Origin of the sequence: Micromonospora palythoicola (assembly GCF_036689795.1) — a bacterium.
In the GTDB taxonomy this organism is placed as follows: Bacteria; Actinomycetota; Actinomycetes; order Mycobacteriales; family Micromonosporaceae; genus Micromonospora; species Micromonospora palythoicola.
In genome coordinates this window covers 70,667-92,084 of the sequence record NZ_JBAGKI010000008.1, presented here as the reverse complement: position 1 = coordinate 92,084, position 21,418 = coordinate 70,667, and the positions used below count along the sequence as shown (strand labels likewise).

Genomic DNA, 21,418 nt, shown 5'->3' with positions numbered 1-21,418 from the left:
TCCGCCGAGCGGCGGCCCGTGGCGGTTGCCCGTCGGTGGTGACCTGCTGGTAGCGGCCGGCCGCACCGGGTGCCCGGGGCGCGAGGAGGGTCGAGGTGCGGCGGAGCGGGACAACCGGCCGTGGGCGCCGTCGGTGCTGGCCGCCCTGCTGGTGCTTGCCGCCGTCCGGTGGTGTTTCGCGGGCAAGGCGCGCCAGCTCCGCGAGGCGAGCGCCCGCGGCGAGACGGCGGCTGCGGCGGAACTCGACCGACGGGCCGCCGGCTTCGATCTGGTACGTCTGCCCTCCTGCCCCACACCGCCGACACCGTGACCGGTGCCTGCCGACGGTATGACACACTGCTGATTATCCGATCAATCGATGTAACAGAATGGTATCGATTGTTTGGGGTTGTTGGGGGGTTTTGTCCGCGAGCCCGCTGGTCCACGTGACCGGGGCCAGGCACTAAGGACACGATCCGGTACCAAGAGCTTCCAGCGCCGTTTCCCGCCGGTCCGAACGGGAGCTAAGGTCACGGCCATCGGTGACCCTGTCACCACGTTGTCCGTACCCCCAAGGACGAGGTGAAGCACCATGCGTGCATCCAGGCCGAAGGTCGCTATCGCGGCCGTGGCGGCCGCGGCCCTCGCGGTAGCAGGCTGTGCCGAGAGCGACCGCGAAGGTTCCAGCGGTAGTAGCAAGGACACCCTGGTCTTCGGCGTCGCCGGAGACCCGAAGGTGCTCGACCCCAGCTTCGCCAGTGACGGTGAGTCGCTGCGCGTGGCCCGCCAGGTGTTCGAGACGCTGGTCCGCCCGGAGGAGGGTGGCACCAAGGTCAGCCCCGGCCTCGCCGAGTCCTGGGAGCCGGACGCCGCGGGCACCACGTGGACGTTCAAGCTGCGCTCGGGCGTGAAGTTCCACGACGGCACCGACTTCAACGCCGAGGCCGTGTGCGTCAACTTCGACCGCTGGTACAACGCCAAGGGCCTGATGCAGAGCCCGGACGTGACCGCGTACTGGCAGGACGTCATGGGTGGCTTCGCCGCCAACGAGGACGACACCCTCGGCGAGAGCCTCTTCAAGTCCTGCTCCGCCACCGACCCCACCACGGTCGCACTGACCTTCAGCCGGGTCTCCAGCAAGATCCCGGCCGCCCTGATGCTGCCGTCCTTCTCCATGCACAGCCCGAAGGCGCTCCAGGAGTACGACGCCAGCAACGTCTCGGGCAGCGCGGACGACATCAAGTACCCGGCCTACGCGACCGCGCACCCGACCGGTACCGGTCCGTTCAAGTTCAAGGCCTGGGACATCGCGAACAAGACGCTGACCCTGGAGCGGAACGAGGACTACTGGGGCGACAAGGCCAAGCTCAAGAGCCTGATCTTCAAGACCATCTCGGACGAGAACGCCCGTAAGCAGGCGCTGCGCGCCGGCGACATCCAGGGCTACGACCTGGTCGGCCCGGCCGACGTCCAGCCGCTCAAGGACGAGGGCTTCAACCTCCTGACCCGCCCGGCCTTCAACATCCTCTACCTGGCCATCAACCAGAAGGGGAACCCGAAGCTGGCGGACCTGAAGGTCCGGCAGGCGCTCGCCCACGCCGTCAACCGGCAGGCGCTGGTCGACTCGAAGCTGCCCCCGGGTGCCCAGGTCGCGGTGAACTTCTTCCCCGACACGGTCGAGGGTTGGAACGGCGACGTCACCAAGTACGAGTACGACGTCGAGAAGGCGAAGTCGCTGCTGGCCGAGGCCGGCGCCTCGGACCTGACCCTGCGGTTCCACTACCCGACCGAGGTCACCCGGCCCTACATGCCGAACCCGAAGGACCTGTTCGAGCTGGTCTCGGCGGACCTCCAGGCGGCCGGCATCAAGATCGAGCCGATTCCGCTGAAGTGGAGCCCGGACTACCTCAACGCCACCACCTCGGGCAGCGAGCACGACCTGCACTTCCTCGGCTGGACCGGCGACTACGGTGACGGTTACAACTTCATCGGCACGTTCTTCGACCGGCAGAAGGACGAGTGGGGCTTCAACAACAAGGCCCTGTTCGACAAGTTCCGGCAGGCCGACACCACCGCGGACCAGGCGGCCAAGGTGGCGCTCTACAAGGAGTTGAACGCCGACATCATGAACTTCCTGCCCGGTGTGCCGATCTCGCACTCGCCGCCGGCGATCGTGTTCGGCAAGGACGTGACCGGGGTCAAGGCGAGCCCGCTCACCGACGAGCGGTTCGCCACCGCGGAGTTCAAGTCCTGATCTGACGCACCGACCACGGGCGGGCGCTGTGACCCACAGCGCCCGCCCGTGATCCCTTGCCCCCTTCCGAGGCCGCCGTGTTCCGGTTCATCGTCAGACGCCTGCTTCAGCTGATACCCACGCTGTTCGGGCTCTCCATCCTGTTGTTCATCTGGCTCCGGCGACTGCCCGGAGGCCCCGAGACCGCCATTCTCGGCGAGCGGGGCACACCCGAGATGCGTGCCGCGATCCGCCGCAATCTCGGTCTCGACGAACCGATCCTGATCCAGTACGGCCGGTTCGTCCGTCGGATGATCCGCCTCGACCTGGGTACGTCCATCTCGACCAAGCGCGAGGTGACGACGGAGTTCCTGCAACGATTCCCCGGCACCGTCGAGCTGACCATCGCCGCGATGGTGATCGCGGTCGGCATCGGCATCCCGCTGGGCTACCTGGCCGCCCGTCGTCGTGGCCGGTTCCTCGATCACGCCTCCGTCGGCGGGTCGCTGATCGGCATCTGCATCCCGGTCTTCTTCCTGGCGTACATCCTCAAGGCGATCTTCTCGGAGAACCTCGGTTGGTTCCCCTCCAGCGGCCGGCAGGACCCGACGATCGATGCCACCCGGATCACCAACTTCTTCGTCCTCGACGGGCTGATGACCCGGGAGTGGGACGCCGCCGCCGACGCGCTCATGCATCTCGTGCTGCCGGCGCTCGCCCTGGCCAGCATCCCCTTGGCGATCATCGTCCGGATCACCCGGGCCAGCGTGCTCGAGGTGCTCAACGAGGACTTCGTGCGTACCGCCGAGGCCAAGGGCCTGACCGAGAACGTCGTCCGCCGCCGGCACGTGCTGCGCAACGCCATGCTCCCGGTGGTGACCTCGATCGGTCTGCTCACCGGTGGCCTGCTCTCCGGCGCGGTGCTGACCGAGACGGTCTTCGCGTTCAGCGGGATCGGCGCCTTCCTCGCCGACTCCATCGACCAGCGCGACTACCCGGTCCTGATGGGCTTCATCATGATCATCGCGGTGGTGTACGTGCTGGTGAACCTGATAGTGGACCTCTCCTACAGCCTGATCGACCCGAGGGTGAGGGTCCGATGACGACAATCGGCGGCAAGAAGCGAGAGAAGATCGACCGGCTCGCCGAACTGGCCGCCCGCGACGAGGAGCGGGGGGTGAGCCTCTGGCAGGACGCCTTCCGCCGGCTGCGGCGTAACCCGGCCGCCATCATCGGCGCGGTCATCCTCACCGTCTTCGTCCTGGTCGCGCTGATCGGCCCGTTCCTGGTGCCGTACGGCCCGACGGACACGATGGGCATCCGGGAGGGCGTCATCAAACCGGGGGTCATCCCCGGGGCCTCCAGCGAACACTGGTTCGGTTACGACCACCAGGGTCGGGACGTCTTCAGCCGCATGATCGTCGGGGCCCGGCAGACCCTGCTGGTCGGCGTGGTGGCGACCCTGATCGGTCTCGCCGTCGGCGTGCTGATCGGCGGTGTCGCGGGTGCCGCCGCCGGCCTCGGCGGGCGCTGGGGCCGTTGGGTCGACAGCACCCTGATGCGGTTCATCGACATGCTGCTGGCGCTGCCGAGCCTGCTGCTCGCGGTCAGCATCGCCGCACTGCTCGGACCGAGTCTGACCACGGTCATGATCGCGGTCGGAATGGTTTCGGTGCCGGTCTTCGCCCGGCTGCTGCGCGGCTCGATGATCGCCCAGTCCAACAGCGACTACGTGCTGGCCGCCACCTCGCTCGGGGTACGCAAGTCGAAGATCGCCCTGGCCCACGTGCTGCCCAATTCGCTCGCCCCGGTCATCGTCCAGGCGACGTTGACCCTGGCCACCGCGATCATCGAAGCGGCGGCACTGTCCTTCCTCGGGCTGGGCAACCCCGACTCGGCAACCCCCGAGTGGGGCGTCATGCTCGCCGACGCGCAGGACCAACTGGGCGTCCGGCCCGAGCTGGCCATCTACCCGGCGGTCGCCATCATCATCACCGCGCTGGGATTCACCCTGCTCGGTGAGTCGATGCGTGAGGCCCTCGACCCGAAGCTGCGGAAGTAGGCGTGCCGAGCATGAGAAGCGCGCACGTGACCTCCGTGGCTGTGAACGAAAGGGCGGTGCGGCATGGCACTGCTTGATGTCGAAGATCTTTCCGTCAGCTTCGCCCGACGCGGTCAGCGGACCGTCCGGGCCGTGGACGGAGTTTCCTTCTCCGTGGACGCGGGCGAGGTGGTCGGCCTGGTCGGCGAGTCCGGCTGCGGCAAGTCGGTCACCTCACTGGCGATCATGGGCCTGCTGCCCAAGCAGCCCGGCCTCCGGGTGACCGGCAAGGCCGTCTTCGACGGCACCGACCTGCTCCAGCTCGACGACCGGTCGCGGCGGGACATCCGGGGTCGGGACGTCGCGATGATCTTCCAGGATCCGCTGTCCTCGCTGAACCCGGTGGTGCCGATCGGCATCCAGGTGACCGAGGTGCTGACCCGGCACCGTGGGATGAGGGGGGAGGCGGCGTCGAAGGAGGCGGCGCAGCTGCTGGACCGGGTCGGCATCCCCGACCCGAAGCGGCGGCTGAAGGAGTATCCCCACCAGCTCTCCGGTGGCATGCGCCAACGCGCCCTCATCGCGATGGCGGTGGCCTGCCAGCCCCGGCTGCTCATCGCCGACGAGCCGACGACCGCCCTGGACGTCACCATCCAGGCGCAGATCCTGGAACTGCTGAAGGACCTGGTCCGGGACTCCGGCACCGCGCTGGTGATGATCACGCACGACCTGGGTGTGGTGGCCGGCATGTGCGACACGATCAACGTGCTCTACGGCGGGCGGGTGGTGGAGACCGCTCGGCGACGTCCGCTGTTCCGTCAGCCCCGGCACCCGTACACCGTGGGGCTGCTCGGCTCGGTGCCGCGCCTGGACGCGGGACGCGGTGAGCGGCTGAACCCGATTCCGGGCTCGGTGCGGGATCTGCTGCCCTGGCCGGACGGCTGCGCCTTCGCCCCGCGCTGCGACCGCCGGGTGGATGCCTGCGTCGGCGAACCACCGGAACTGGTGCTGACCCACGACGGTCGCAGCTACCGCTGCGTCAACCCGGCCCCGCTGCCGGGTCTGACGCCCGGCGACGAGGTTCGGGCGGCGGTACCGGGACAGGCGACCCCGGGTTCGGTGCCCGCGCAGGCGGTGCCGGACGAACCACCGGCCGTGCCGGGCCTGGCCGCCGCCCCCAGCGAGGAGGAGACGCCATGAGCGAGCGCAGCGAGCGAATCATTCGGCTCAGTGTGGTGGTGCCTCATGGCGGCACGCAGCGAAGCGGAGTGCCGTCATGACCGGAGAAAACACCCTCGTCGAGGTACGGGACCTGAAGGTGCACTTCCCGATCAAGCGGGGGGTGCTGTTCGACCGTACGGTCGGCCACGTCAAGGCGGTCGACGGCGTCGACCTGCGCATCGCGCGGGGCAGGACGTACGGTCTGGTCGGCGAGTCGGGCTGCGGGAAGTCGACGCTCGGGCGGGCGCTGCTTCAGCTCACCCCGCCGACCGCCGGCGAGGTGAGCTTCGACGGGGTCGAGCTGACCACGCTGGTGCCGAACAAGCTGCGCGCGATGCGTCGCCGGATGCAGATGATCTTCCAGGACCCGATGTCCAGCCTCGATCCCCGGCAGAACGTCGAGTCCATCCTCACCGAGGGGCTACAGGCGCACGGCATCGGTGGTGACCGGGACGGTCGTCGCAAGATCATCGCTGAGACGCTGGACCAGGTCGGGCTGCCCCGCTGGGCGCTCTCCCGCTATCCGCACGAGTTCTCCGGTGGCCAGCGGCAACGCATCGGCATCGCCCGGGCGCTGGTGCTGGGGCCGGAACTCATCGTCGCCGACGAGCCGGTCTCCGCCCTCGACGTGTCGATCCAGGCCCAGGTGGTCAACCTCCTCGACGAACTGCAGGACAATCTCGGTCTGACCTACCTGGTGATCGCGCACGACCTGGCGGTGGTCCGGCACATCTCCGACACCGTCGGGGTGATGTATCTGGGCGCCCTGGTCGAGGAGGCGCCGAGCGACCGGCTCTACACCGAACCACTGCACCCGTACACCCGGGCGCTGATGTCGGCGGTGCCGGTGCCCGACCCGGACGTCGAGGATCGCCGGGAGCGGATCCTCATCGCCGGCGATCTGCCGTCACCGGCCAACCCCCCGTCAGGCTGCCGCTTCCACACCCGGTGCCCGTGGGCGCAGCCGACCCGCTGCGCCGACGAGCGGCCCCAACTGCGGGAGATCGGCGGCAGCCGGGTGGCCTGCCACTGGGCCGAGCAGATCGCCAGCGGGGAACTGCGTCCGCACAAGGTCAGCGTGCAGATCACGCGGCCGGCGGGCGAGGGCGAGGAGCCCTCGGTCGTCTCCGCCCCCACCGAGCCCGGCTCCTTCGTGTAGTTGTTGCCGGCGGGCCCCTGCTGACCGAGAGCGTCCGAAGGGGCCCGCCGGACACTGCGTGTCGCCGGTCCGCCGGGCCGTCACCGTGACGCGGTCAGCCTTCGGGCCGGTGCAGCAGACCGACGGCGATCTCGTGCACCGCGTCCAGCCCGGCGGCGTCGGGCAGCGGTGCGCTGCCGCCGGTGACCGCGTACCACTCGTCGGCGTCCTTGTACTGCACGTGCAGGCTGACCCGCCCGTCGGCGAAGTTGGTGCGCAGGGTCAGCTCGCCGGTCACCACACCGACCTCGTCGGTCATCACGCCGCCCGGTCCCGGCACGATGTCGGCGGTGCGGCTCCGCGGGCCGGTGGCACCGCCGGCGTCGGCGGTCATCCCGGCGCCCGGCACCTCCACCGCACCCGCGGGGGCACCGTCCGCGGTCATGCCGGCCGTGGCCGGGCCGGGACTGCCGGTCGCCGCCGCCGCGTCCTCGCCGCCCGGGTCCGGCGTACGCTCGGGCGCCGGCGCACCGTCGGCCCCGGTTACGGCTTGCTCTCCCATGTGCAGCCCTCCAACATGTCGGCCAGCTCGGCCTGCTCGGCGCTTGTCACCGTCAGCCGCCAGTGGTGCTTCACCGCCACCCAGTCCCCGGCGTATTGGCACCAGTATGACCGGTTTGACGGCTTCCACTGGGACGGGTCCTGGTCACCCTTTGCCCGGTTGGACGAGGCGGAAACCGCGAAGAGCTGCGGGCGGTCGAGGTCGTTGGCGAAGTCACCGCGCTTCGAGTCGTCCCATTCGTCGGCACCGGAGCGCCAGGCGTTGGCGAGCGGCACCATGTGGTCGATGTCCACGTCGGAGGGGTCGGTGAAGGTGCGGCCGTCGTAGACGCTCTCCCACCGCCCACCGACCACGTTGCACCCTGAGTGCTCGATGGACTTGCCGTCCCGCTCCAGCACGGTGTCGCGGACGTCGCAGTTCTGGCCGGTCTTGCGCCAGTGCGGGAAACGGTTGCGGCTGTACCCGCGCATCGAGCCCGCCTCGGCGACGGTCAGCTCCGCGAGCATCTGGTTGATGTTGCCGCCGCCGGTCGGCGGAGTGGCCGGCTCCTGCTCAAGCGGGACGCAGCCGGCCGCGCCGAGGGTCAGCGCCGCGACGAGCGCGAGCGCCACCGGGGCGCGCGATCCTGATCTGGTACGCACAGACGACACCTTTCCAGCTTGCGGGCTTCCGGCGATCCCGCACAGTACCCGGCCAGGGTTTCGGCGTTTCGTGGTGTCTGGCGGATGGCGCACGGCAGATTGGTGGGCATGCCCGAACACACGTCCGCCCTCCGCCTGCGCAGCACCGCCGGCCGGGGCACCCTGGCCGCCGCCGTGCTGGCCTCCGGCATGGTCTTCCTGGACAGCACCGTGGTCAACGTGGCGCTGCCCCACCTCGGTGCCGACCTCGGCGCGTCGGTGTCCGGTCTCCAGTGGACCATCAACGGCTACCTGTTGACCCTCGCCGCGTTCGTCCTGCTCGGCGGCGCGCTGGGGGACCGCTTCGGGCGTCGTCGGGTGTTCCTGCTCGGCGTGGTCTGGTTCACCGCCGCCTCCGTACTGTGCGGGCTGGCGCTACGCACCGACTGGCTGATCGCCGCGCGGTTCCTCCAGGGTGCGGGGGGCGCCCTGCTGACCCCGGGATCGCTGGCGCTGCTTCAGGCCAGCTTCCATCCCGACGACCGGGCGAAGGTGATCGGAGCCTGGTCGGGACTCTCCGGCGTCTCCACCGCGCTCGGGCCGTTCATCGGTGGTTGGCTCATCGACGCCCTCTCCTGGCGGTGGATCTTCTTCCTGAACGTGCCGCTGGCGGTGCTCGTGGTGCTGGCGACGCTGCGCTGGGTGCCCGAGAGCCGGGACGAGAACGCGTCCCGCAAGCGCGGAACCCGCCAGTTCGACGTGGCCGGTGCCCTGCTCGGCGCCCTCGCCCTGGCCGGTGTCACGTACGCCCTGGTCGATGCCCCCGACCGGGGCCTGGGTTCACCGGCGGTGGTGGCGGCGGCCCTGGCCGGGGTGGTGGCCGCAGTGGTGTTCGTGGTCCTGGAGCGGCGCCGGGGGGAGACGGCGATGCTGCCGACCGGGCTGTTCCGCAGTCGGTTGTTCTCGGTGCTGAACTTCTTCACCGTGCTGGTCTACGCCGCTCTCGGCGGGTTCACCTTCTTCATCGCCGTGTATCTGCAGAACGTGGTCGGGTGGTCGGCGCTGCTCACCGGCCTCGCGTTGCTGCCGATGACCCTGTTGCTGCTGGTCGGCTCGCCGCTGACCGGTGCGTTGTCGACGCGGATCGGGCCCCGGTTGCCGCTGACCGTCGGGCCGGTGCTGGCCGCCGTCGGGCTGCTGATGCTGCGCGAGATCGAGCCGGGAGCGTCGTACTGGGGGCAGGTGCTGCCGGGGGTGGCGATCTTCGGAGTCGGGCTGACCCTGGTCGTGGCGCCGCTCACCGCCTCGGTGCTGGCCGCGGTCGACGACCGATTCGCGGGAGTGGCCAGCGGCTTCAACAACGCCGCCTCGCGGGTCGGTGGGCTGCTCGCGGTGGCGGCCCTGCCGCTGCTGGTCGGGCTCACCGGCACCGGGTACGAACAGCCCGCCGAACTCACCGCCGCGTACCGTGGCGCGCTGCTCTGGTGTGCCGGTCTGCTGCTGGCCGGGGCGCTCATCGCCGCCCTGCTGGTCCACCGGCCGGCCCGTCGCCCGCCACCGGCCCAGCCCTGTCACTCGATGCCGGTCTCCACGCCACGGAGATGACGCAGGGCCCCGTGCCGGTACGGGGCCCTGCCGGTCGGATCAGCCGCGGGCGCGGTTGACGGCGCTGGTGACCGCCTTGACGGAGGCGGTGACGATGTTGGCGTCCATGCCGACACCCCACACCGTCTGCCCCTGAACCTCGCACTCGACGTACGCGGCGGCCTGGGCGTCCCCACCGGAGGAGAGCGCGTGCTCGTGGTAGTCGAGCACGCGTACGCTCACCCCGGCCGTGCCCAGCGCGTTGACGTACGCGTCGATCGGGCCGTTGCCGATCGCGGTGATCGAGCGCTCCTGCCCACCGGTGTGGAGCTGGGCGGTGATCTCGACCTTCCCGTCGGCGGTACCGATCGTGTAGTCGGACAGCGCCACCGCGGGGTCGCGCTGGTGGTCGAGCAGGTACTGCCCGGCGAAGATCTGCCACATGGTGGCCGGGTCGACCTCACCGCCGTCGTGATCGGTCACCTGCTGCACCACGCCGGAGAACTCGATCTGGAGCCGGCGGGGCAGGTCGAGCTGGTGCTCGGTCTTCATGATGTACGCGACGCCGCCCTTGCCGGACTGCGAGTTGACCCGGATCACCGCCTCGTAGCTGCGGCCCAGGTCCTTCGGGTCGATCGGCAGGTACGGCACCGCCCAGGTGAACTCGTCGACCGGCACCCCGGCGGCCGCCGCGTCGGCCTCCAGCGCGGTGAACCCCTTGTTGATGGCGTCCTGGTGGGAGCCGGAGAAGGCGGTGTAGACCAGGTCTCCGGCGTACGGGTGACGTTCGTGCACGGGCAGCTGGTTGCAGTACTCGACGGCCCGCTTGATCTCGTCGATGTCGGAGAAATCGATCATCGGGTCGATGCCCTGGGAGAACAGGTTCAGCCCCAGGGTCACCAGGTCGACGTTGCCGGTGCGCTCACCGTTGCCGAACAGGCAGCCCTCGATCCGGTCGGCGCCGGCCAGCAGGCCCAGCTCGGCCGCGGCCACGCCGGTGCCCCGGTCGTTGTGCGGGTGCAGGCTGAGCACCAGGCTGTCGCGCCGCGGCAGGTGCCGGTGCATCCACTCGATCGAGTCGGCGTACACGTTCGGGGTGGCCATCTCGACGGTGGCGGGCAGGTTGACGATCAGCTTGCGGTCCGGGGTGGGGTCGATCACCTCGGTGACCTTCGCGCACACCTCCAGCGCGTAGTCCAGCTCGGTGCCGGTGTAGGACTCGGGGGAGTACTCGTAGAAGATCTCGGTGTCCGGGGTGTGGATCTCGGCGTACTTCTGGCAGAGCCGGGCGCCGCTGGTGGCGATGTCGGTGATGCCGTCCCGGTCCAACCCGAACACCACCCGGCGTTGCAGGGTGGAGGTCGAGTTGTAGAAGTGCACGATCGCCCGGCGGGCCCCACGCAGTGACTCGAAGGTTCGGTCGATCAGGTGCTCCCGGCACTGGGTCAGCACCTGGATGGTGACGTCCTCGGGGATCAGGTCCTGCTCGATCAGCTGCCGGACGAAGTCGTAGTCGGTCTGGCTGGCCGACGGGAAGCCGACCTCGATCTCCTTGTAGCCCATCTGCACCAGAAGCTGGAACATGCGGCGTTTGCGCTCCGGCGACATCGGGTCGATGAGCGCCTGGTTGCCGTCGCGCAGGTCGACCGCGCACCAGCGCGGCGCGGTCTCGATGTGCCGGGTCGGCCAGGCCCGGTCCGGCAGGTCGATCCGGAACTGCTGCCGGTACGGCTCGTACCGGGCGTACGGCATCCGGCTCGGACGCTGCCGGGCGAACGGATCGGAGTCGATGTCGGTGGTGCCGGCTGGGTGAGCCATGGCGGAATTCTCCCGTGGTCATGTGACGTCAGCGATGGAGGTCGGCGGCGAGGCCGAGGAGGATCCGGGAACTGCTGGCGGCGCGGTTCGACTCCGCGACGAGGTGCCGGCCGTCAGGCCTCGTCGCGGCGACCAAGGAGAAGGTGCGCCTGCCACATGACAGAGTGACACTACGTGGTGGGCGTCAGGTCTGGGAAGGGTCGTCCGGGATGTGGGATGAGGCTCGCAACGCGACCCTCAATGCGTGAGGTCCGAGCAGGTCAGCATCAGTTCGGCGAGTGGTCGGCGACGGCGTAGCGAGGTCTCGTGGACCAGCAGGTCGGCCGGGAGACTGAACGGGTCGCCGAGCTGCCCGATCGCCGTCACGACGTACGGTTGCACGTCGGCGGGCAGATCGAGGTCGGCGACCAGACCGTGCCGGTCGAGGTCGGTCACCTGGCGGACGTGCAGCCCGAGCGCGGTGGCCTGCACGGTCAGGTGGGCCACGGCCTGCCCCAGGTCGTACGCCGCGAACGGGTTGTCGGTGGCGTGCCGCGCGGCGAGCAGCAGGAGGCTGGCCCGCCCGGCCCACCGCTGTTCGCCCGGCGGCAGGTTGACGAGGATCCGCTTGAAGGTCTCGTCCTCGCGGTGTCCGACGGCGAACCGCCACGGCTGGCGGTTGCCGACCGAGGGTGCCCACCGTGCCGCCTCCAGCAGGGTCGACACCTCGGCCGAGGTCAACTCCGCGACCGGGTCGAAGGAGCGGGGGCTCCAGCGGAAGGCGAGCAGCGGAGTGAGATCGGTCATGGGAAGAGTGTCCCGTATGGGCGATTTCGCCACCCGAATCCGGGTGGTCAAATGTGGGCAAGGACACCCGTAACGGGATGGTCGTCAGGGCGTTCCCGCGTGCTCACCGCTACTGGGTCGGCTCCGGGCCGGCGGGTGTGGTCGGGTCCACCGGCGCGGCCATGCCCAGCGGCTCACCCTCGACCACCGGGCCGGGCAGTTGGACCGTTCCCGGGGCCGGTTCGGGCGGGCCGGCCAGCGTCAGCGTGCCGAACGCCGCACGTACCGCCGTCGGCGTGCCGTCGGCGTCGAAACAGTAGATGCCGACATCCAGCGGTGGATTGATCGACGCCGCGGTGGTCTCCACCGAGTAGCAACTACCGGTCGCCCCGGGCAGTGCCATGGCCGGCGACACCGACAACGGGGCGCGCCGGTCGGTGAGCACGTCGAGCCAGTCGGTGAACGGGTGCTGCACCCGGGGATCCAGACGGCGCGGCAGCGTGTCGTCGGGCTCGCCGAGGCGTACGCAGCTGGCCGGTTCAGGTCGGGCGGTCGACGGCAGCCCGCACTGGAACAACCCGTCCGCGATGGCGGCCAGCGCGATGTCGGCTGTGCCACCGAGCGCCCCGCCCGGCACGTCCACCCGCCAACTTCCGTCGTCGGCGCTGGTGAAGACGATCAGGCGGTCGGCGGACCCGTCGACCCGCAACGTGTACCGGGCGACCAGGTGCCGGTCCTGGGCGGCGGCCGCGAGGGCGGCCAACTCGTCCCGGGCCGCGTCCGGGCCGGCCGGGCGTGGTGGGACGGTCGGGGGCGGTGCGGGGTCGGTCGGCGGATCGGGCGAGCAGGCGGCGAGGAGTGCGGGCACGGCGAGCGCGAGCGCGGCGATCAGGTGGCGGTTCGGGTGATGGGCGGCGGGCACCCGGTCATTCTGGGTGTTCGGCCGGGCTCGGCACAGCCCCGGGACGGCCGGCGTTCCCAGCGTGTCGCAGGCCACTGCCGTCGTGCCTGCGGGCCGGATCGTGGGATCACCTGACCTGGCGGTCAGAGACGCCCGATACCCTGAGGTCGTCCGACCCGCGCCGCCGGCCCCGGTGCCGGCGGCGTCGGCACGCTCAGGGCAACCGGGAGGGAGTGCACCGTCGTGGCACTCGTGGTGCAGAAGTACGGCGGGTCCTCCGTCGCCAACGCCGAGCGGATCAAGCGGGTGGCCGAGCGCATCGTCGCGGCCCGCAAGGCCGGCGACGACGTGGTCGTGGTGGTCTCCGCGATGGGTGACACCACCGACGAACTGCTCGACCTGGCCAACCAGGTGAGTCCGCTGCCGCCCGGGCGGGAGCTGGACATGCTCCTCACCGCCGGCGAGCGGATCTCCATGGCGCTGCTCGCCATGGCGATCCACAACCTGGGCTACGAAGCCCGTTCGTTCACCGGCTCCCAGGCCGGCGTGATCACCACGTCGGTGCACGGCCGGGCACGGATCATCGACGTCACCCCGGGGCGCCTGAAGGGCGCCCTGGACGAGGGGGCGGTGGTCATCGTCGCCGGCTTCCAGGGCGTCTCGCAGGACACCAAGGACGTCACCACCCTCGGGCGGGGCGGGTCCGACACCACCGCCGTGGCGCTGGCTGCGGCGCTGCGGGCGGACGTGTGCGAGATCTACACCGACGTCGACGGGGTGTTCACCGCCGATCCGCGGATCGTGCCCAACGCCCGGCACATCCGGCAGATCACTTACGAGGAGATGCTCGAGCTGGCCGCCTGCGGCGCCAAGGTGCTGCACCTGCGTAGCGTGGAGTACGCCCGGCGGGCCGGGCTGCCGATCCACGTCCGATCGTCATACTCGACAAACACCGGCACCATGGTCACCGGATCGATGGAGGAGCTCTCTGTGGAGCAGGCACTGATCACCGGGGTCGCCCACGACCGCAGCGAGGCCAAGATCACTATCGTCGGGGTGCCCGACGAGCCCGGCGCCGCCGCGCGGATCTTCGACACCGTCGCGAGCGCTGAGATCAACATCGACATGATCGTGCAGAACGTCTCGACCGAGGGCACGGGTCGTACGGACATCTCGTTCACGCTGCCGAAGACCGATGGTCCGACCGCGATGGCCGCGCTGAGCAAGATCCAGGAAGTGCTGAACTTCAAGGGTCTGCTCTACGACGACCACGTCGGCAAGGTTTCCCTGATCGGCGCGGGGATGCGCTCGCACCCCGGAGTGGCCGCCGGCTTCTTCGCCGCGCTGGGCCAGGCCGGGGTGAACATCGAGATGATCTCGACCTCGGAGATCCGCGTCTCGGTGGTCTGCCGGGACACCGACCTCGACGCGGCGGTCCGGGCCATCCACGAGGCCTTCGACCTCGGCGGCGACACCGAAGCCGTGGTGTACGCGGGGACGGGGCGGTAGCCCGGGTGGCCAGGCTGCCCACCCTGGCCGTGGTCGGGGCGACGGGAGCCGTCGGCACCGTGATGTGTGAGCTGCTCACCGGGCGGCGCAACGTCTGGGGCGAGATCCGGTTGCTGGCCTCCGAACGCTCCGCCGGCCGGCGGGTCCGCTGCCGGGGCGAGGAGCTGACCGTGCAGGTGCTCACCGAGGAGACGCTCGACGGCGTCGACGTGGCGATGTTCGACGTGCCGGACGAGATCGCCGCCCACTGGGCGCCCATCGCGGTCGACCGTGGGGCAGTCGTGGTGGACAACTCGGGCGCCTTCCGGATGGACCCAGACGTGCCGCTGGTGGTGCCCGAGATCAACCCGGAACAGCTACGGAACCGCCCTCGGGGGATCGTCTCCAACGCCAACTGCACGACGCTCGCGATGATCGTCGCGGTCGCCCCGCTGCACCGCGAGTACGGCCTGCGGGAGCTGGTGCTCGCCTCGTACCAGGCGGTCTCCGGGGCCGGTCAGGCCGGAGCGGAGGCACTGCACGACCAGTTGGCGAAGGTGGCCGGTGATCGGCTGCTCGGCTCGCGCACCGGCGACGTGCGGCAGGCGGTCGGCGACGAACTCGGCCCGTTCCCCGCGCCGCTGGCGCTCAACGTGGTCCCCTGGGCGGGCTCGCTGGCCGATGGCGGCTGGTCGTCCGAGGAGATGAAGCTGCGCAACGAGTCACGCAAGATCCTCGGACTGCGCGACCTCAAGGTCTCCGCCACCTGCGTACGGGTACCCGTGGTGACCGGCCACTCGGTCGCGGTGCACGCCGTCTTCGCCACCGAGATCGACGCCGAGGGCGCCCGGAACGTGCTGCGCAACGCGCCCGGGGTGATCGTGGTCGACGATCCGGCGGCTGGCGAGTTCCCGATGCCGATCGACGCGGTGGGCACCGACCCGTCCTGGGTCGGCCGGATCCGCCGCGCCGTCGACGACCCGCGCGCCCTGGACTTCTTCGTCACCGGCGACAATCTCCGCAAGGGCGCCGCCCTCAACACCGCCCAGATCGCCGAACTCCTCGCCAAAGACCTGACCCACCCCTGACCCCACCCCCACCCCCACCCCACTTCTCGGCGTTGATCAAGAAGTTTGCGTCATTTTCGATCTCCCCGAGGACCAAAACTTCTTGATCAACGAGGCGGGGTGGGGTGGGGTGGGGTGGGGTGGAGGCGGGGGTGGGTGGGGTGGGGTTTTAGGCGGCGGAGAGGTGGACGCCGTCGCGGCCCTGGCGTTTGACCGCGTAGAGGGCCTGGTCGGCGCGGCGCAGGGCGAGTTCAGGTGGCTCGCCGGGGCGGGGGAGGGCCACGCCGACGCTGATCGTGCGGCCCACCCGGCGTGCCGCCTCGGTCAGCCGTTCGGCGACGCGTACCGCCTCCTCGGGGCGACTGACCTCGATCACCGCGACGAACTCGTCCCCGCCGATCCGGTACAACTCGTCGCCCTGGCGCAGCGCATCCTCCAGAGCCCGGGCGAGTCCGACCAGCACCCGGTCACCCGCCTGGTGGCCGTACGTGTCGTTGACGGTCTTGAAGCCGTCCACGTCGATCGCCAGCAGTGCGGTGCGGCCCGGGGTCACGGTGGCGATCCGCTGCCCGAACGGGCCGGTGTGCCGCAGCCCGGTCAGCGGGTCGGAGCTGGCCTGCTCGCGCAGCCGGTCCAGGGTGCGTAGCCGGTCGAGCAGGCCCCACGCCTGCCCGGCCAGCAACTCCAACAGGTTGACCGTGGTCGGGTCCGGCCGCAGGAGCCGCTCGTCGGCGACCAGCAGTACCCCGCCGCGTTCCGGTGGCCCGAACGGCACCGCCACCAGGGTGCTGACGCCCGCCCGCACCAACGGCTGATGCTCGTCGGTCGGTGGATGGCCGGCCTCGCCGAGCGTGTAGCCGGCTCCGTAGCGGTGGGCCCGGTCGATGATGCGTCCGATCGCCGGGGCGGCCAGCTCGGCCAGTTCGGTGCGCATCCGGGTCTCCAACTCACCCGGTGCGACCGTCGGGGCACCCAGTCGCGGCCCACCCCGGCCACCGAGCAGCAGCACGGCGGCGGCGAGGGTCGACACGTCCCGGGCCGCCGCGATCGCGGCCGTCATCAGCTCCCACTCGGTGGTGGCGGCGGTCATCGCCGAGACGTGCCGGAGCAGCTTCTCGCTACGGCTCTCCGCCGGTCCACCGAGCGCCGAGATCCGGGTGCCGAGGCGGGCGGCGACCTGTTCGGCGACCACCTGCCACGAGCCGAGGTCGGCGGTCCCGGTCCACTGCAGGTCGAGTACGCCGATGGTCCGGCCCGCCGGGTTCAGCACCGGTACGCACACCTCGGCGGTGACGTCGGGGCGTACCGGGATGTGCGCGTCGTCGGCGGCGACGTCCGGGACGACGGCCGAGCGTCCAGCGGTGTAGACCCGGCCCACGATGCCGGCGTCCGGCGCGACGGCGGCGAAGACCTGCCAGGACCCGGTGGCGGCGACGCAACGCAGCCGGCCGTGCACGTGCAGCAGGACGGCGATCGTGGCGGGGGTGTGTCGGGCGAGGGTGTCGACGGCCGCATCGCAGACCTCGGCGACGGTCGACGCCATGGGCAGGCGGACCGTGACGTCACGGATGACTTTCTGGTGATCCACTCGCACGTCGTCCCAGGTCGGATCCGATCCCGGTGGCGCCGGGTCGCGGATCAAGCGTACTCACGCGGAGCTGGGAGCCGGCTGTGGTCGTACACATGTGCTATCCACAGGATGTGGACACGGCCGGTGGGGCCACGCGCGGGACGCGGCGGCGATAGCGTGAGGATTTCCGGTCGAGTGGAGGCCCGATGCTCATCGCCCACCTCAGCGATCCGCACCTGACCACCGGTGTCCTCGGTGCCGAGCCGGCCGCTGGCCTGCACCGGGCGCTCGGCCGGGTGCTGGCGCTGAACCCCCGGCCCGACTGCGTGGTCATCACCGGCGACCTGGCCGATCACGGCCGTCCCGACGAGTACGCCGTGCTGCGCGAGGTGCTCGGGCGGTTTCCGCTGCCGGTGCACCTGGTCACCGGCAACCACGACGACCGCGAGTCGCTGCTCGACGCCTTCGGGGGCACGCCCTGGCTCGGCGGCGGCTTCTCCGCGCACTACCAGGTCGATCACCCCGGGGCGACCGTGCTGGTGCTCGACTCCCTGGTCCCCGGCTCGGACGGCGGGCGGCTCGGCGCGGAGCAGCTGGCCTGGCTGGACGGCGCGCTGGCCGCGCGCCCCGACGTGCCGGCCGTGGTCTGCCTGCACCACCCGCCGGTCGAGGTCGGCATCCCGGTCGCCGACGCGATCCGGCTCGCCGACGGTGCCGAACTCGCCGAGGTGCTGCGCCGACACCCCCACGTGGTACGCGTCGCCGCAGGCCACCTGCACCGCCCGGTGACCGCGACCTTCGCCGGCACGGTGCTGTCGGTGGCACCGAGCACCTGGCGACAGTCGACGCTGACCATGAGCGACGACGAGCGGATCGGGTGGGTCGCCGAGCCGACCGCGCTGCTGTTGCACGTGGTGTCCCGGTCGGGCTGCGTCACGCACACCGTCCAGGTGAGCCACACCGCCGGAATGACCTGCGGCTTCTGAACCCCGGGGCGGGTGCCATGCCCGTGACCGGCACGGACGGACGGCTACCCGGAGGAGCGACCGAGGGCCATGCCCGACGGTCCGAAGCGGACGCCGAAGGCGTGATCCGACGCAGCGGTTCGGCCGCTGATCATGTTCGTGAGGCGGGCCCGGTCGGTCGGACCGGGCGATTCCAGCGAGCCGGCCGGGTGGACCGGAGATGCCGGCCGGATGTGCCGGGGTCGCTGGTCGGCTCTAATCGGTGGCAGCGCATGCCGGGGTGTTCACTGCGCGGTGATGCGTCGTTAACCTCGCTCCGTCACGCGTCGGCGTGACACAACCGCGCCGAGATCCCGGCGCTGTCCGTGGGGGTTGACACGTATGACGAGAAGGCTCATCGGGCTGGTGGCCGCGGTCGCGGTGGTGGTGGGTGGTTCGCTCACCTTGGCCGTCCCGGCGCAGGCCGCCACTCCGGCCATCGAGATCACCAAGATCTACTACGACTCGCCGGGCACTGACAACCGGTCGAATTCCAGCCTCAACGCCGAGTACGTGAAGCTGACCAATCGACGGTCCAGCACCATCAACCTGAAGAACTGGACCCTGCGCGACAAGGCGAACCACGTCTACAAGTTCAGCGGCGACGTCAAGATCGCCAAGGGCAAGAGCGTCGTCATCCGTACCGGCAAGGGCACGAACACGGCCGGTACCCGGTACTGGGGCTCGGGCAACTACATCTGGAACAACACCGGCGACACCGCGTACCTGCGCGACGCCAGCGGCAAGCAGATCGACAAGTGCGCCTGGACGAAGAAGGGCAACGGCTACACGAACTGCTGACCGGACGACGGCCCGGGGCGACGAGGAACCACGCGAATCACTATCGTTGGTTCGCCGAGGTTACCGGTGGTTGCCCCGGGCCGTCAGACCCGGCGGCTGAGCGGCCCAGCCGGACAGAGGGGTGTCGTGGTGAGGCGTGGTCTCGGGCTGCTGGCGGTGGCCCTGCTGCTGAGCACTCCGGTGGTGACCGCCTGGCTCGTCGGCGACCTGACCGGCGAGGCGGCGCGGCAGCTCGCGGCCGAGGGAGAGTCGCTCGACTACGCGGTGGAGCCGGTCAGCCTGGGCCCGACCGGCGACCGGGTCCTGGTGGTCGTGGCCGGCGCGCTGCTGCTGGTGTCGCTGGCCCTGTTGATTCGCGCCACCGTCACCCACAAACTCGATCCGCGCTGGTGGTCCGCGCTCGTACCGGTGATTGTCGCCGGAGTGCTGATCGGTCTCGGCTGGCGGATCATGACCGCCGGAGCGATCGGTGCGAACATCGGGGCCGGTCTCGTCGTCCTCGGTGGCGGCCCGGTGCTCCTGGTCCTCCTCGGCGTCGCCGCCGTACAGGCCGCGCGGCTGCGCCGCGAGCACCGCCGCCGGGTGGGGTGAGGTGGGGCGCTCCGACGTCGGCCGGCCGGACCAGGCGGTCAGCGCAGCGGAGGGGGAAGGGGCGCCTCTCCGCTGAGCGTCTTCGCCGCCAACTCGACGCGCTCCGGGTGGCATTCCCGATCTCCGAGCGGGTGACCGGCCACGTTGATGCAGAGTTGACCGGGCAGGGCGTCGCAGATCGGGCACTGCAGGAACAGCCCGCCGGACGGCACCAGCTCGACGCCCTGCGCCAGAGCGGCTCTGCCGATCTTGACGATTGCCTGGTAGAGGGCTTGATCCTGATGGCGTGCGGCGGCGTCGGCGACGTCCCGCATCCCTTCCCAGAACAGGTTGCGGGCGTCGGGCTCGTCCACGTCGATGTGCATGCCCGCGGATCCCCGTCGACCCATAGGCCAAACCTGACCACGAAAACTCACCGCGCCCGATGCGTCGGCCGGGCGATGGCGTTGTCACGCCCCAAAAAGAGGGGCACATCCAGTGGCTGGATGTGCCCCTCACCTGGTCGGGGTGGCCGGATTCGAACCGACGACCTCTTCGTCCCGAACGAAGCGCGCTACCAAGCTGCGCCACACCCCGAGGCGTGCCGACAAATAGTAGCCCACCCGTCCCGGGGCTCAAACTCGGTACCCCGGTGCGGACGGTCAGCGCGGGATCAGCGTGAGCAGGCTGGCCTCCGGTGGACAGGCGAACCGGACGGGCGCGGTCGGGTGGGTGCCGAGCCCCGCGGAGACGTGCAGCCAGGAGTCCGACCCAGGCCAGCGGTGCAGGCCCTTCGCCATCGACCGGGGCAGCCCGCAGTTCGTCACCAACGCTCCTACTCCCGGTACGCACACCTGACCGCCGTGGGTGTGCCCGGCGAGCAGCAGCCCGAAGCCGTCGGCGGCCATCTCGTCGAGCAGCGCCGGCTCGGGAGAGTGGGTGAGCGCGATGGACAGGTCGGCGGCGGGGGAGATCGGCCCGGCGACCGAGGCGTAGTCGTCCCGCTCGACGTGCGGGTCGTCCACGCCGGCGATGTCGATCGCCCGGCCACCGGCCTTGACCGTGGTACGCCGGTTGTTCAGGTCTACCCAACCGGCCCCGGTGAGCACGTCACGCAGCTCCTCGGCGGGCAGCTCGACCCCCTCGGTGTACTCCCGCTCGGGCAGGAAGTAGCTGAACGGGTTCTTCCAGACCGGCCCGGTGTAGTCGTTCGAGCCGAACACGAACGCACCTGGGTAGTCGAGCAGGGGTTGCAGGGCCCGCAGCACGCCCGGCACCGCGCCCGGGTGCGCCATGTTGTCCCCGGTCACCACCACCAGGTCGGGGTCTACAGCGGCCAGCGAGGCGACCCACTGCTGCTTGCGTACCTGGTTGGGGGTCATGTGCAGGTCCGACAGGTGCAGCACGCGCAGCGGCTCGGTGCCGGTCGGCAGCACCGGCACGTCGAAGCGGCGGAGGGTGAACATGTTGCGCTCGACGAGGGAGGCGTACGCCAGGGCGGCGGCACCCGTCGCGACGGTCGCCGTCGCGAGCCGGAATAGTGTGCGCTTTCGCATGCCGATCAGGGTAGTTTGACCGTCCATGAGCACGCTGAAGGACCGCCTCACCGCCGACATGCGCGCCGCCCTGAAGGCCCGCGACGAGCTGACCACCTCCACCCTGCGGATGGCCCTGGCCGCCGTCGGTACCGCCGAGGTCTCCGGCAAAGCCAAGCGGGAACTCAGCGACGACGAGGTGGTGGCCGTGCTGACCAAGGAGGCCAAGAAGCGCCGCGAGGCCGCCACCGCCTTCGCCGACGCGGGCCGCGCCGAGCAGGCCGCCAGGGAGAGCGCCGAGGGTGAGGTGTTGGACCGTTACCTGCCGAAGCAGCTCTCCGACGCCGAGCTGACCGCGCTTGTCACGCAGGCGCTCGCGGCGGGCGGCTTCACCGGTAGGGCCCAGATGGGCCCGGCGATGAAGGCGGCCCAGGCCGCGGTGGCCGGCCAGGCCGAGGGCGGCCGGGTGGCCGCCGAGGTACGCCGCCAACTGGGTCTCTGAGCCCTTCCGGCCGACCATC

The 21,418-nt window shown here is 70.6% G+C and carries 21 protein-coding genes and 1 tRNA gene; 13 read left to right on the top strand and 9 right to left on the bottom strand.

Features of this window, described 5'->3' with window-relative positions; genetic code table 11:
* Positions 1 to 25: 25 nt before the first annotated feature.
* The 6 genes from V5O40_RS05905 to V5O40_RS05880 all read left to right on the top strand — a co-directional run bounded on the left by V5O40_RS05905 (position 26) and on the right by V5O40_RS05880 (position 6,633).
* Entirely contained in the window at positions 26 to 310 is a 285-nt protein-coding gene (locus V5O40_RS05905) for a hypothetical protein (RefSeq protein WP_332904509.1), read from the top strand.
* A gap of 261 nt (positions 311 to 571) precedes the next feature.
* Positions 572 to 2,233, top strand: a complete 1,662-nt coding sequence (locus V5O40_RS05900; protein WP_332904508.1) for an ABC transporter substrate-binding protein — start codon at positions 572 to 574, stop codon at positions 2,231 to 2,233.
* A gap of 77 nt (positions 2,234 to 2,310) precedes the next feature.
* Positions 2,311 to 3,315, top strand: a complete 1,005-nt coding sequence (locus tag V5O40_RS05895; protein WP_332904507.1) for an ABC transporter permease — start codon at positions 2,311 to 2,313, stop codon at positions 3,313 to 3,315.
* Positions 3,312 to 4,274 (top strand): ABC transporter permease, encoded by a 963-nt coding sequence (locus V5O40_RS05890; protein WP_269738620.1) that lies wholly within the window; start codon positions 3,312 to 3,314, stop codon positions 4,272 to 4,274. Before V5O40_RS05895 ends, V5O40_RS05890 begins: the two co-directional genes overlap by 4 nt.
* 63 nt (positions 4,275 to 4,337) lie before the next feature.
* The gene (locus tag V5O40_RS05885; protein WP_332904506.1) at positions 4,338 to 5,453 is read left to right on the top strand and encodes an ABC transporter ATP-binding protein; all 1,116 of its coding nucleotides are present in this window, start codon (positions 4,338 to 4,340) and stop codon (positions 5,451 to 5,453) included.
* A 76-nt stretch (positions 5,454 to 5,529) separates the two neighbouring features.
* Entirely contained in the window at positions 5,530 to 6,633 is a 1,104-nt protein-coding gene (locus V5O40_RS05880) for an ABC transporter ATP-binding protein (RefSeq protein ID WP_332904505.1), read from the top strand.
* 94 nt (positions 6,634 to 6,727) lie between these two features.
* Here V5O40_RS05880 and V5O40_RS05875 read toward each other — a convergent pair whose 3' ends face one another.
* A complete protein-coding gene (locus V5O40_RS05875; protein ID WP_332904504.1) occupies positions 6,728 to 7,174 on the bottom strand; it encodes a hypothetical protein in 447 nt (148 codons plus the stop codon).
* Complete coding sequence (locus tag V5O40_RS05870) at positions 7,156 to 7,815, bottom strand: HNH endonuclease family protein (RefSeq protein WP_332904503.1); 660 nt, start codon at positions 7,813 to 7,815, stop codon at positions 7,156 to 7,158. Before V5O40_RS05870 ends, V5O40_RS05875 begins: the two co-directional genes overlap by 19 nt.
* Before the next feature lie 108 nt (positions 7,816 to 7,923).
* Here V5O40_RS05870 and V5O40_RS05865 point away from each other — a divergent pair, with 108 nt between their 5' ends.
* Positions 7,924 to 9,399, top strand: a complete 1,476-nt coding sequence (locus tag V5O40_RS05865) for an MFS transporter (protein WP_332904502.1) — start codon at positions 7,924 to 7,926, stop codon at positions 9,397 to 9,399.
* A 39-nt stretch (positions 9,400 to 9,438) separates the two neighbouring features.
* Here V5O40_RS05865 and leuA read toward each other — a convergent pair whose 3' ends face one another.
* The 3 genes from leuA to V5O40_RS05850 all read right to left on the bottom strand — a co-directional run bounded on the left by leuA (position 9,439) and on the right by V5O40_RS05850 (position 12,883).
* Complete coding sequence (gene leuA, locus V5O40_RS05860) at positions 9,439 to 11,196, bottom strand: 2-isopropylmalate synthase (RefSeq protein ID WP_332904501.1); 1,758 nt, start codon at positions 11,194 to 11,196, stop codon at positions 9,439 to 9,441.
* Between the two features lie 237 nt (positions 11,197 to 11,433).
* Positions 11,434 to 11,982 (bottom strand): nitroreductase family protein, encoded by a 549-nt coding sequence (locus V5O40_RS05855; protein ID WP_332904500.1) that lies wholly within the window; start codon positions 11,980 to 11,982, stop codon positions 11,434 to 11,436.
* A gap of 109 nt (positions 11,983 to 12,091) precedes the next feature.
* Complete coding sequence (locus tag V5O40_RS05850) at positions 12,092 to 12,883, bottom strand: hypothetical protein (protein WP_332904499.1); 792 nt, start codon at positions 12,881 to 12,883, stop codon at positions 12,092 to 12,094.
* Positions 12,884 to 13,105: 222 nt separating this feature from the next.
* On the opposite strand from V5O40_RS05850, the gene V5O40_RS05845 reads away from it, so the two are divergent.
* Together V5O40_RS05845 and V5O40_RS05840 are read left to right on the top strand one after the other, a co-directional pair.
* Positions 13,106 to 14,371, top strand: a complete 1,266-nt coding sequence (locus tag V5O40_RS05845) for an aspartate kinase (protein ID WP_332904498.1) — start codon at positions 13,106 to 13,108, stop codon at positions 14,369 to 14,371.
* A 5-nt stretch (positions 14,372 to 14,376) separates the two neighbouring features.
* Entirely contained in the window at positions 14,377 to 15,438 is a 1,062-nt protein-coding gene (locus V5O40_RS05840) for an aspartate-semialdehyde dehydrogenase (protein WP_332904497.1), read from the top strand.
* Positions 15,439 to 15,586: 148 nt separating this feature from the next.
* Here V5O40_RS05840 and V5O40_RS05835 read toward each other — a convergent pair whose 3' ends face one another.
* The gene (locus V5O40_RS05835) at positions 15,587 to 17,005 is read right to left on the bottom strand and encodes a GGDEF domain-containing protein (RefSeq protein WP_332904496.1); all 1,419 of its coding nucleotides are present in this window, start codon (positions 17,003 to 17,005) and stop codon (positions 15,587 to 15,589) included.
* Between the two features lie 188 nt (positions 17,006 to 17,193).
* On the opposite strand from V5O40_RS05835, the gene V5O40_RS05830 reads away from it, so the two are divergent.
* The 3 genes from V5O40_RS05830 to V5O40_RS05820 all read left to right on the top strand — a co-directional run bounded on the left by V5O40_RS05830 (position 17,194) and on the right by V5O40_RS05820 (position 19,383).
* Positions 17,194 to 17,973, top strand: coding sequence for a phosphodiesterase (locus V5O40_RS05830; protein ID WP_332904495.1), 780 nt, complete (start codon positions 17,194 to 17,196; stop codon positions 17,971 to 17,973).
* 360 nt (positions 17,974 to 18,333) lie between these two features.
* A complete protein-coding gene (locus V5O40_RS05825; protein WP_332904494.1) occupies positions 18,334 to 18,792 on the top strand; it encodes a lamin tail domain-containing protein in 459 nt (152 codons plus the stop codon).
* A gap of 129 nt (positions 18,793 to 18,921) precedes the next feature.
* A complete protein-coding gene (locus tag V5O40_RS05820) occupies positions 18,922 to 19,383 on the top strand; it encodes a hypothetical protein (protein WP_332904493.1) in 462 nt (153 codons plus the stop codon).
* 38 nt (positions 19,384 to 19,421) lie between these two features.
* Here the strand turns inward: V5O40_RS05820 and V5O40_RS05815 are convergent, their stop codons facing one another.
* The 3 genes from V5O40_RS05815 to V5O40_RS05805 all read right to left on the bottom strand — a co-directional run bounded on the left by V5O40_RS05815 (position 19,422) and on the right by V5O40_RS05805 (position 20,918).
* On the bottom strand, positions 19,422 to 19,748 hold the full coding sequence (locus tag V5O40_RS05815; RefSeq protein ID WP_332904492.1) for a zinc finger domain-containing protein: 327 nt from the start codon (positions 19,746 to 19,748) through the stop codon (positions 19,422 to 19,424).
* A 134-nt stretch (positions 19,749 to 19,882) separates the two neighbouring features.
* Positions 19,883 to 19,959: transfer RNA gene (locus V5O40_RS05810), tRNA-Pro, on the bottom strand.
* A gap of 65 nt (positions 19,960 to 20,024) precedes the next feature.
* Positions 20,025 to 20,918 (bottom strand): metallophosphoesterase, encoded by an 894-nt coding sequence (locus V5O40_RS05805; protein ID WP_332904491.1) that lies wholly within the window; start codon positions 20,916 to 20,918, stop codon positions 20,025 to 20,027.
* 25 nt (positions 20,919 to 20,943) lie between these two features.
* Between V5O40_RS05805 and V5O40_RS05800 the strand changes: the two genes are divergently transcribed.
* Positions 20,944 to 21,399, top strand: a complete 456-nt coding sequence (locus V5O40_RS05800) for a GatB/YqeY domain-containing protein (protein WP_332904490.1) — start codon at positions 20,944 to 20,946, stop codon at positions 21,397 to 21,399.
* Positions 21,400 to 21,418: the final 19 nt, after the last annotated feature.